The organism is Microbispora sp. NPDC049633 (assembly GCF_040675265.1).
Classification (GTDB): domain Bacteria; phylum Actinomycetota; class Actinomycetes; order Streptosporangiales; family Streptosporangiaceae; genus Microbispora; species Microbispora maris.
On record NZ_JBFAOO010000237.1, the window covers coordinates 1 to 10,280 of the forward strand.

Here is a 10,280-nt window from a genome sequence, read left to right on the forward strand (position 1 = left end):
CCCCGCCTGGCCGCGCGGATCCCCGGCAGCGCGTTCCGGGCCCGGTTCGAGACGACCGCGCCGGCGCTGTCGGAGTACGCCGCCGCGATCGCCACCTCACTGATCATCGCCGAACAGCCGGCGCTTACGGGTGCGGCCGCCTGGCTCGCCCAACGATTCCCCGATGTGGAGCGTGTATGAGCAACATTCTCGACCTCGCGCCGGTCGTCCCGGTGGTCGTCCTCGACGACGCCGAAAGCGCCGTCCCCCTCGCCCGGGCCCTGGTGGGCGGGGGCCTGCCGGTCATCGAGGTCACGCTGCGGACCCCCGTCGCCCTCGACGCCATCCGGCGAATCGCCGCCGAGGTGCCGGAGGCCGTCGTCGGCGCCGGCACCGTGCGCTCGCCGGAGGACGTGGAGGCCGCGACGGAGGCCGGCTCCCGATTCCTCGTCTCCCCCGGCACCACGCCCGGCCTGCTCGCGGCCATGCTCGCCTCCGGTGTGCCGTTCCTGCCGGGCGTCGCCACGGCCACCGAGGCGATGACGCTGGCCGAGCGCGGGGTACGCGAGCTGAAGTTCTTCCCGGCCGAGCCCGCCGGGGGCGTCACGTACCTCAAGGCGCTGAGCGGCCCGCTGCCCGACGTGCGCTTCTGCCCCACGGGCGGGATCACCCCGTCGAACGCCCCGGCCTACCTCGCCCTGCCGAACGTCGGCTGCGTCGGCGGAAGCTGGCTCACGCCGCGCAGCCTGGTGGCGGCGGGCGACTTCGCCAGGATCGAGAAGCTCGCGTCCGAGGCCGCGGCGTTGCGTCCCTGAGTTCCCTCAAGCTCGCCGGTCCGCCCTCCCTCCCTCGGCGGAGCCGGTGACCATGCTCGTGCCCGTGACCCGGGCACGTCCATGGGTGCCGGGCCCGGGTCCGCTCACCGGCGGTCGCGGGCCCGGCGTCGTCTCATGACACCGCGTCCGGTCTCACGGCGCCGTGGCCGGCAGGGCGTCCAGGGTGATCGGGTCCTCGTGGGTGCCCTCGCTGGTGCACGCGTGCGCCCCGGCCACGGCGCCCAGCCGTACGCACTCCTCCAATGGCCGGCCGCTCAGGCGGCCGTACAGGAAGCCGGACACGAACGCGTCCCCGGCGCCGTTGCTGTCGGCCACCGGGCCGGGCAGCGGAGCCGCGGGGAAGCGCCGGACGCGCCCGCCGGCGAGCACATGGCAGCCCTCGGCTCCGGCCGTGCACACGACCACCGACGCACGGCCCCGCTCCGCGATCGACCGCATGACCTCCTCCCGCCGTCCGCCGAGCTTCACCGCGGACAGGAAGACCAGCTCGGAGGAGTAGGCGAAGTCCTCGTGGTGCGGGTTCTGCCCGTCCCAGTCGTGCAGGTCGGTCGAGACCGTCGTGCCGTCCGGGATGTCGGCGTACACGTGCCGGGCGAAGTCCACGATCGAGACGTGGACGTGCCGGGCCGACCGGAGGGCGGGCAGGTAGAGGTCGCGCGGCATCCGCTGGCCGGGGACGACCCGGGGGTCGAAGAGCGACAGCCGCCTGCCGCCGGGGTCCACCAGCAGGACGCTGCGGCGGGTGCCCGCCTCCGACACCGCGTGGGAGAAGTCCACGCCGCGCGCCGCGAGGTGGTCGCGGATCAGCGCGCCCTGCGGGTCGTCGCCGATCAGGTCGACGAACTTCACGCGCAGGCCGAGCGCGTGGCAGCCGAGGGCGACCCCGGCACCGGTGTTGCCGATGCGGTCGACCACGGGCGGCACGGCGTAGGTGTCGGCGTACGGCAGGGGCAGCTCCGGCACGTAGACGGTCGTGTCGACGCCGGCGCCGCCGACGACGAGGACGTCGATTGCATGATCAGGAAGGGCGTCGTTGAGGGTCACGCCGGGCTCCACGAGGTTCTGTGCGTGATCACGGAGGGTGGACGCGCAGGCCTGCGGCCCTCCGCGCGGCGAACCGCGAGACCACGGGGGTTTCAGCGGTTGACGAGGGGCCCGGAGCTGGTGGAGCCGCGCACCACGAGCTCGGGCTGGTAGACCAGCTCGACGTGCTTGGCCGGGCTGCCGCCGATCTCCTCGAGCAGTGTCTCGACGGCCGCGGCCGCCATCGCGCCGATCGGCTTGCGCACGGTCGTCAGCGGCGGGTCGGTGAAGGCCATCAGCGGCGAGTCGTCGAATCCGACGACCGACACGTCCCCGGGCACCGACAGCCCCCGCTCGCGGGCGGCGCGGATCGCGCCGAGGGCCATGAGGTCGCTGGCGCAGAAGACGCCGGTGCAGCCGCGGTCGAACAGCGCCGCGGCGGCGGCCTGCCCGCCCTCGACGGAGAACAGCGAGTGCTGGATGAGGTCGTCGACGCCGGTCACGCCGAGCAGCTGCGCCATCGCCTGGCGGAAGCCCTCGATCTTGCGGATGACCGGGACGAACCGCCGCTGCCCCAGCGCGAGGCCGATGCGCTCGTGCCCGAGGTCCACCAGGTGCTGCACGGCCAGGCGCGCGGCGAGCCGGTCGTCCGGCGAGATGAACGGCGCGGGGATGGCCTCGTTGTAGCCGTCCACGAACACGATCGGCAGCCCGCGGTCGGTGAGCCTGGTGTAGCGGTCCATCCGCGCGGTGGTGTCGGCGTGCAGGCCGGACACGAAGACGATGCCGGACACGCCCCGGTCGAGCAGCATCTCGGTGAACTCGTCCTCGGGCGCGCCGCCGGGCTCCTGCGTGCACAGGATCGGCGTGTAGCCGTGCTGGATCAGCGACTTCTCCATCGCCTGGGCGAACGCCGGGAAGATCGGGTTGCCGAGCTCCGGGATCACCAGGCCGATCAGGCCGTTGCTGCGCTGGCGCAGCCGCTGGGGGCGCTCGTAGCCCATCAGGTCGAGGGCGGTGAGCACGGCCTGGCGGGTGGCCGGGGAGACCCCCGCCTTGCCGTTGAGCACACGGCTCACCGTCGCCTCGCTGACTCCGGCCTGAGCAGCGATGTCGGCGAGCCGCGTGTTGTTCATGAGCATTACTTTAGACATTGTTCCCGGTCCACCAGGTGGCGGAGTCGGGCGCGAGCCGCACGACTCCGCCGGACGTCTCCGGCCCTCCGCTGGCCAGCAGCAGGTCGCCCGGCGCCCCGATCTCCACCCACTCGGCGGTCATGTTGAGGACGCAGACGAACGACTCGCCGCGGCGGAACGCCAGCGTGCCGGCCGGGCTGTCGAGCCAGGTCAGCGTGCCGTCGCCCAGCTCCGGGTGCTCCCGCCTGAGGGCGAGCGCGGCCCGGTAGAGGCTGAGCGTCGAGGCGCCGTCGCGCAGCTGCGCCTCCACCGACAGGTCGCGCCAGCCGGACGGCATCGGCAGCCAGCTCTCGTAGATGCCCGGCGGGGTGAAGCCGTACGGCGGCTCGCCCGCCGCGGTCCACGGCAGCGGCACCCGGCAGCCGTCCCGGCCGCTGTCGGGGTCGCGCAGCCGCTGGGGGTCCTGCAGGTACTGCTCGGGCAGGTCGAGCACCTCGGGCAGCCCGAGCTCCTCGCCCTGGTAGATGTAGGCCGAGCCGGGCAGCGCCAGCATGAGCAGCGCCGCCGCCCGCGCCCTGCGCAGGCCGCGCTCGCCGCCGCCGTACCGCGTGACGTGCCGCTTGACGTCGTGGTTGGACAGCACCCAGGTCGGGGGCGCGCCCACCAGCGCCGACGTGCGCACCGACTCGTCGATGACCTCGCGGAAGCGGCCGGCCTCCCAGGGCGTCTTGAGGAAGTGGAAGTTGAACGCCTGGTGCAGCTCGTCCGGGCGGACATAGTTGGCCAGCCGCTCGGGCGAGGGCGCCCACGCCTCCGCCACCCCGATCCGCTCGCCGTCGTAGGAGTCGAGGATGCGGCGCCACGTCCGGTGGATCTCGTGCACGCCGTCCTGGTCGAAGAACGGCACGACCTGCTCGCCGATCATCTCGGCCTGGCCCGAGGCGCCCACGTCGGGCAGGCCGGGCGCCTTGACCATGCCGTGCGCCACGTCGACGCGGAAGCCGTCCACGCCGAGGTCCAGCCAGAACCGCAGCACGTCGGCGAACTCCTCGTGCACCTCCGGGTGCTCCCAGTTGAGGTCCGGCTGCTCGGGCGCGAACAGGTGGAGGTACCACTGCCCGTCCTCGACCCGGGTCCAGGCGGGCCCGCCGAAGATCGACTCCCAGTCGTTGGGCGGCAGCTCGCCCGCCGCGCCCTTGCCCTCGCGGAAGATGTAGCGCTCCCGCTCCGGGCTGCCGGGCCCGGCCCGCAGCGCCGCCTCGAACCAGGGGTGCCGGTCGGAGGTGTGGTTGGGCACCACGTCCACGATGATGCGGATGCCCAGCCCGTGGGCGTCCGCGATCAGCGCCTGGGCGTCGGCCAGCGACCCGAAGATCGGATCGACGTTCCGGTAGTCGGCCACGTCGTACCCGAAGTCGGCCATCGGCGAGGGGTAGAAGGGCGTCAGCCAGATCGCGTCCACGCCCAGGTCGGCCAGGTACCGCAGGCGGCTGCGCACGCCGAGCAGGTCGCCGATCCCGTCGCCGTTGCCGTCCGCGAAGCTGCGGACGTACACCTGGTAGATCACCGCGTCGCGCCACCACCTGGTCGTGACCGCGGACGGCTGGACGGCGAGTTCGGTCATTGGGATCCCCCGATTCTCATATTGGGTCACGCCTTCGTCGCGCCGGCCGTCAGGCCGGTGACGAGGTGGCGCTGGACGAGCAGGAAGACGGCGGCCGCCGGGATGGCGATCAGCACCGACGAGGCCGTGAGCAGGCCCCACTCCGCCTTGTGCTGGCCGACGAACTGGCTCAGGCCGACCGCGAGCGTGTACTTGTCGTCGCCCGTCATGAACGCGGTCGCGTACGCGACCTCCGCCCAGGCGGTGATGAACGAGTAGAACGCGGCCACGGCCAGGCCGGGCTTGGCCAGCGGCAGGATGAGCCGCCAGAACGTGCCGAACGGGGTCAGGCCGTCCACCCGGCCCGCCTCGTCGATCGTCACCGGAACGGTGTCGAAGTAGCCCTTCATCATCCACGCGCAGAACGGCACCGTGGAGGTGAGGTACGCGATGACCAGGGACGGGAACTGGTTGATCAGCCCGAGGCCGGCCATCAGGTTGTAGATCGGCACGATCAGGATCGCCACGGGGAACATCTGCGTGATCAGCAGCATCCACATCACCGAGCGGAACCCGGGGAAGCGGAAGCGGCTGACCGCGTAGCCGGTCGTGGCCGACAGCAGCACGCCGAGCACGGCCGTGATCAGCGAGACGATCACGGCGTTGGCTGCCCACGTGAGGAACCGGGTCTCCCCGAGGACCTGCGTGTAGTTGGCGAGCGTGGGGTGGTCGATCGGCGCGACCGACGCGGTCTCGATGACCGTGCGCGGTTTGAGCGAGGTCAGCACCAGCCACGCGACCGGGAACACCGACACGATGCTCGCGGCGATCAGCGTGAGGTGCAGGGCGACCGACCTGCCGGGGCTGCGCCTGTCGCGGCTCCACGCGCCGGCGCGGGCGGGGGCGGCGGCCGAGGCGGCGGAGCTCACCATGCCTCCCCCTGCTGCCTGAGCGCGCGCCGGTAGGCCGTGGCCATCACGACGAGCAGGGCGAGGATCACCATGCCCCAGGCGGCGGAGCCCGAGTAGTTCCTGATGCCCTCGAACGCCTGGCGGTAGGCGTACGTCACGAGAATCTCCGTGGAGCCGCCCGGTCCTCCCTTGGTCAGCAGGAAGATCACCGGGAACTGGTTGAACGTCCAGATCGTGCCGAGCAGGACGACCGTGCTGGACACCGGGCGCAGGCCCGGAAGCGTGATGTGGCGGAAACGCCGCCACGGCGTGGCGCCGTCGACCTCGGCGGCCTCGTACAGCTCGCGCGGGATGGCCTGCAGGCCGCCGAGCAGCGCGAGCATCATGAACGGCACGCCCAGCCACACGTTGCAGGCGATCACCGAGACCTTGGCCCAGAACGGGTCGTCCAGCCAGCTGACGCCGGCGAACCCGGCGGCCCGCAGCATGGCGTTGACCACGCCGAACTCGCCGTTCAGCAGGTAGCGCCAGATGAACGCGGACACGAAGGCGGGCACCGCCCACGGCAGGACGAGCAGGATCCGGTAGAACGACCGCAGCCGCATGGGCCGGTTGAGCAGCAGCGCGAAGCCGAGGCCGATGCCCACGTGCAGGGCGACGCACACGACGGTCCACACGATCGTCCAGGTCAGCCGGCCGAGGAACTCCGACGAGGTGAGGATGTCGGTGTAGTTCTTCAGGCCCACGAACTCGTAGGTGGACGGGATGACGTTCATCCCGATCGTGCGGCCCATGTTGCCCTCGGTCGCGTCGGTGAGCGACAGGTAGATCCCCCGGACGAGCGGGTAGCCGACCAGCACCAGCGTGACGACGACGACCGGCGCGATCATCGCCCAGGCGTACCAGTGACGCGACAGGAGGCGCCGCGCCCCACTGCGGGGCGCGGCCCTTCTCGTCACGACGACGTCAGCCGTCATCGCCTACAGGCTCCAGCCCTTGAGGATGCCCTGGTAGGCGGTGGCGACGTCCTTGAGCATGGGCTCGGTCGTCGTCTGCCCGCCGGCGAGCTTCTGGTAGCCCTCGACCAGCGGCTGGAACAGCGAGGCCGCCTCGGGGATCCAGGGACGCTCGACGGCCGCCTCCATCGGCTTCTGCCACTGCGCGATCTTCGGGTTCGCGGTGGCCTCGGGGGCGCTGTAGGCGGGCTGGCGGGTCGGCAGCAGGCCGAGCTTGCCGGCGATCTTCGCCTGGCTCTCCGCGCTCGCCATGTACTGGACGAACAGGTAGGACGCGTCGAGGTTCTTCGAGCCCGCGTAGACCGTGTAGTCGTGGCCGCCCAGCGGCGAGCCCGCCTTCGCCGAGCCGGCCGGGACCGGGGCGACGCCGAAGTTGTCCGGGTTGTCCTTGAACACCTTGCCACCGAGGTTGTCGGCGTTCGACCACGGCCCGTTGAAGATCATCGCGACCTTGCCGTCCTTGAACGCGGTCTCGGCGTTCGTGTAGCTGTCCTGCAGCGCGGGCTTGACGGCGGCCCCGGACGTGATGAGGTCCTCGACGATCTTCACCCCCGCCACGCTCTGCGGGGACGAGATCGTGATCTTCTTGTTCTGGACGTCGACGAAGTCGCCGCCCTCGCCGTAGATGAACGGAAGCAGGAAGTAGGCGTCCACGTTCAGGGCGATGCCGCCGGCTCCGGTCTTCGACTTGACGTCGAGCGCCACCTTCTTGAGGTCGGCCATCGTGGCCGGAGGCTCGTCGTAGCCCGCCTTCTTCAGTAGTTCCTTGTTGTACAGCAGGCCGAGGGTGTCCGTCACCTGCGGCACGCCGTACGTCTTGCCGTTGAACTTGCCGCTGGCCGCCGGGACCGGGAGGAGCTCCTCGGGCTTGTCGACGGCCGCGGTGCCGTCCAGCGGCGCGAGGTAGCCGAGCGAGGCGAACTCCGCGACCCAGCCCACGTCGGTGCGCAGCACGTCGGGGGCGCCCGACCCGGACTGCGCGGCGGTCTTGAACTTGTCCCGCGCGTCCGCGAACGGCACGTTGACGTAGTTGATCTTGATCTTCGGGTACTTGGCCTCGAAGCCCTTGATGATCTCCTGGAAGACCGGTCCCTCGGTCGTGGCGTCCGAGGTGTCCCACCAGGTGACCGTGCCGGACACCTCGGCGGGAGCGGCACTCTTGGCCGGGGCCGAGCCGGCGTCGCCGGAACCGTCGCCACAGGCGGTGACCGCCAAAGCGAGCGCCGCGGCCACCGCCGCGGACGTGAGGACTCGCCTCATCTGCGTCGCACTCCTTGCTCAGGGGGATTTGAGCGGAACGTAACAGGAGCACGAACAGGGGTGAAAGGCCTTACAGAAACTTTCAGCAATTTCGTTACAATCCAGGCCCCAGAGGAGGGTGCGGGAGGTCACGACACTCCCCTGACAGCCGTCTTTAACGTGGGGAAAGTCGGGAGTAACGAGAAGTTGCACGTAGATGCCGGATCTTTCACGACACGTATGGACACGGGCACCCGGGACGCGATGTACTACCTCATCATTCACACCGAAGGCCTGGGGATCCGGGCGTGCCTGCCCGGGAGGAACGAGCTGGCATGAGCACCGTCGTCCTCGACAACGTGACGAAGATCTACCCGGGGGGGTACCTCGCGGTCGACCGCATGAACCTCCGCGCGGGCGAGGGTGAACTCCTCGTCCTGCTCGGACCGTCGGGCTGCGGGAAGTCCACGCTGCTACGCATGATCGCGGGACTGGAGGACATCACCTCCGGGGACCTGTGGCTGGGCGGGCAGCTCGCCAACCACCTCGCTCCCCGGGACCGGGACGTCGCGATGGTCTTCCAGAACGGCGCCCTGTATCCCCACAAGACGGTGCGCGGCAACCTGTCCTTCCCGCTGGAGATCGCCAAGGCGGACCCGACGATGGTCAAGCAGCGGGTGGTGGAGCTTTCCCGCGCGCTGCACATCGACGAGACGCTGGACCGGCGGCCGGGCACGCTGTCCGGCGGCCAGCGCCAGCGCGTGGCGATGGGCCGGGCGATCGTGCGTCAGCCCTCGCTGTTCCTGATGGACGAGCCGCTGTCCAACCTCGACGCCGGCATGCGCACCGAGTTGCGCATGGAGATCTCGTCACTGGTGCGGGCCCTCGGGGTGACCACCATCTACGTGACGCACGACCAGGTCGAGGCCCTCACCCTGGCCGACCGCATCGCAATCATGAACCGGGGCGTGCTGCAGGACATCGGCACCCCGGCGCAGGTCTACAACGACCCCGCGACCGCGTTCACCGCCGCGTTCCTCAACTCGCAGCAGCTGAACCTGCTCGCCGCCACGGTCCGCACGCCCCAAAATCAGTACATAATGCTCGACTTCGGGCCACATCAGCTGACCATGCCCTGGACCGATCCACGGGCGTACGCCGTGTCCCAGCACACCGGCATGCAGATCATCGTGGGGATCCGCCCCGACGGGCTGGTCCCGGTGCCGGAGAAGACCGAGGGCCCGACCTTCTTCGGGCGGGTGCGGACGCTGGAGTACCACGGTCACGAGTGGCTTGCCTACCTGGAGGCCGGGATCCCGGGCGTCGTGGTGCCCGAGCCGCCGGACCGCCGGCAGCTCAACGGCACGGCGAGCGGCGGCCGGGCGCGGTCGATGATGCGCCGCCTGCTCAACGGCCCCACGCCCCCGGAGGAGGAACCGCCGCCGCCGCTGTCGCAGTCGGGCACGCACCGCCGCGCGGATTTGATCGTCAGGCTCGGCAACCGCCCCGTGTGGCGCGCGGGCGAGCACGGCCGGGTCGCGGTCGACGTCTCCCGGCTCATGCTGTTCACGATGGACGGCACCCGCATCGACCCGCCCCGCCGCTGACACCGCTCACACCCGCTCTCACACCGGCCCTCACACCGGCCGGCTGACGCCGCCGGCCAGCACGGAGACGATCCCCACCAGGCGGACGATCTTGTCCAGCTCCGCCCGGTGGAACGCCGGCCCCTGGGTGCGCGCGACCACCAGGTGGACGCCGTCCATCGGCACGCTCGCCAGGTGCAGCCCGCCCTCATCGAACGCCGAGGCGCGCAGCGGGGTGAGGTCGGCCGCGGGCACGACCTCCGGCGCCTGCCAGCTTCCGTGGACGATCGTGCCGTCCGCCGAGTCGACCGCCACCGCCCACTCGGCGCTGAGAAGGTCGGGCACCGCGTCGACGAGGGTGACGTACGCCCGATGCGGCTCCGCGGCGACGTGGCCGAGCAGATCGTAGTCGGGGGTCGACCCGGGCACCTCCCTGGTCGGCCACACGGCCTCCACCCGCGTGCCGGGGACCACGCCGATCCGCTCGCGCAGTTCTCCCGGCTCGAAGACGCCCGACCAGGAGACGGTGAAATCGTCCACCGCGCGGCCCGCCTGCCGCTCCAGCACGGTGACCTGCAGGATGTCGGCTCCCAGCACCCCGAAAGCGCGCGCCACCTGGCCGAGCACCCCGGGCCGGTCGGGGAGCGAGACCCGCAGCCGCAGCAACATCCCCACCACCTCCTTCTCGTGCGACACCAACAGTGTCGGACACACGTTTCGCCACCGTTACGGCGGTGGGTCACGGAATGGCTGCAATGTTTCTGGAAGTTGCAGCAAAGTCTTGCACGGATGTGCACTCATCACTAGCTTCCGGGCCATGGTGACCCCCCAGCACCGGCGTACGCGCGTGCCCGCAGCGCTCTCCCTCGTCGCGGCACTCGCCGCCGCGCTCATCGCCCCCTGTCTGACGTCTCCCCCGGCGGCGTCCGCCCTGGCCGCGCCGGCCCCGCC

At 71.2% G+C, this 10,280-nt stretch carries 10 protein-coding genes; 3 read left to right on the top strand and 7 right to left on the bottom strand.

The window, feature by feature from the left end; genetic code table 11:
• The coding region (locus AB0J39_RS34840; protein ID WP_363472604.1) for a glucokinase at nt 1-180 on the top strand (180 nt) is incomplete at its 5' end.
• Nucleotides 177-794: a bifunctional 4-hydroxy-2-oxoglutarate aldolase/2-dehydro-3-deoxy-phosphogluconate aldolase gene (gene eda / locus AB0J39_RS34845; RefSeq protein WP_363472606.1), complete on the top strand. Its 618-nt coding sequence runs from the start codon at nt 177-179 to the stop codon at nt 792-794. The genes AB0J39_RS34840 and eda, both read left to right, overlap by 4 nt.
• A 153-nt stretch (nt 795-947) precedes the next feature.
• Here eda and AB0J39_RS34850 read toward each other — a convergent pair whose 3' ends face one another.
• From AB0J39_RS34850 to AB0J39_RS34875, 6 genes are all read right to left on the bottom strand, one after another.
• A complete protein-coding gene (locus AB0J39_RS34850; protein WP_363472608.1) occupies nt 948-1,859 on the bottom strand; it encodes a PfkB family carbohydrate kinase in 912 nt (303 codons plus the stop codon).
• 92 nt (nt 1,860-1,951) lie between these two features.
• Nucleotides 1,952-2,974, bottom strand: a complete 1,023-nt coding sequence (locus AB0J39_RS34855; RefSeq protein ID WP_363472610.1) for a LacI family DNA-binding transcriptional regulator — start codon at nt 2,972-2,974, stop codon at nt 1,952-1,954.
• A gap of 10 nt (nt 2,975-2,984) precedes the next feature.
• The gene (locus AB0J39_RS34860; RefSeq protein WP_363472612.1) at nt 2,985-4,598 is read right to left on the bottom strand and encodes a glycoside hydrolase family 13 protein; all 1,614 of its coding nucleotides are present in this window, start codon (nt 4,596-4,598) and stop codon (nt 2,985-2,987) included.
• A gap of 26 nt (nt 4,599-4,624) precedes the next feature.
• Nucleotides 4,625-5,509 carry an ABC transporter permease subunit gene (locus tag AB0J39_RS34865; RefSeq protein WP_363472615.1) on the bottom strand — a complete coding sequence of 295 codons (885 nt, stop codon included), beginning with the start codon at nt 5,507-5,509 and terminating at the stop codon, nt 4,625-4,627.
• Entirely contained in the window at nt 5,503-6,465 is a 963-nt protein-coding gene (locus AB0J39_RS34870) for a sugar ABC transporter permease (RefSeq protein WP_363472617.1), read from the bottom strand. The genes AB0J39_RS34865 and AB0J39_RS34870 overlap by 7 nt, the downstream gene beginning before the upstream one ends.
• A gap of 3 nt (nt 6,466-6,468) precedes the next feature.
• Nucleotides 6,469-7,764: an extracellular solute-binding protein gene (locus AB0J39_RS34875; protein ID WP_363472619.1), complete on the bottom strand. Its 1,296-nt coding sequence runs from the start codon at nt 7,762-7,764 to the stop codon at nt 6,469-6,471.
• A gap of 314 nt (nt 7,765-8,078) precedes the next feature.
• On the opposite strand from AB0J39_RS34875, the gene AB0J39_RS34880 reads away from it, so the two are divergent.
• Nucleotides 8,079-9,350 (top strand): ATP-binding cassette domain-containing protein, encoded by a 1,272-nt coding sequence (locus AB0J39_RS34880; protein WP_363472621.1) that lies wholly within the window; start codon nt 8,079-8,081, stop codon nt 9,348-9,350.
• Nucleotides 9,351-9,380: 30 nt separating this feature from the next.
• Here the strand turns inward: AB0J39_RS34880 and AB0J39_RS34885 are convergent, their stop codons facing one another.
• Entirely contained in the window at nt 9,381-10,043 is a 663-nt protein-coding gene (locus AB0J39_RS34885) for an amino acid-binding protein (RefSeq protein WP_363472623.1), read from the bottom strand.
• Nucleotides 10,044-10,280 lie beyond the last annotated feature (237 nt).

Bases quoted from the DNA above. Each gene is read 5' to 3' on its own strand.
- eda (WP_363472606.1), top strand. From the start codon at position 177: ATGAGCAACATTCTCGACCTCGCGCCGGTCGTCCCGGTGGTCGTCCTC.
- AB0J39_RS34855 (WP_363472610.1), bottom strand. From the start codon at position 2,974: ATGAACAACACGCGGCTCGCCGACATCGCTGCTCAGGCCGGAGTCAGC.
- AB0J39_RS34860 (WP_363472612.1), bottom strand. From the start codon at position 4,598: ATGACCGAACTCGCCGTCCAGCCGTCCGCGGTCACGACCAGGTGGTGG.
- AB0J39_RS34865 (WP_363472615.1), bottom strand. From the start codon at position 5,509: ATGGTGAGCTCCGCCGCCTCGGCCGCCGCCCCCGCCCGCGCCGGCGCG.
- AB0J39_RS34870 (WP_363472617.1), bottom strand. From the start codon at position 6,465: ATGACGGCTGACGTCGTCGTGACGAGAAGGGCCGCGCCCCGCAGTGGG.
- AB0J39_RS34875 (WP_363472619.1), bottom strand. From the start codon at position 7,764: ATGAGGCGAGTCCTCACGTCCGCGGCGGTGGCCGCGGCGCTCGCTTTG.
- AB0J39_RS34880 (WP_363472621.1), top strand. From the start codon at position 8,079: ATGAGCACCGTCGTCCTCGACAACGTGACGAAGATCTACCCGGGGGGG.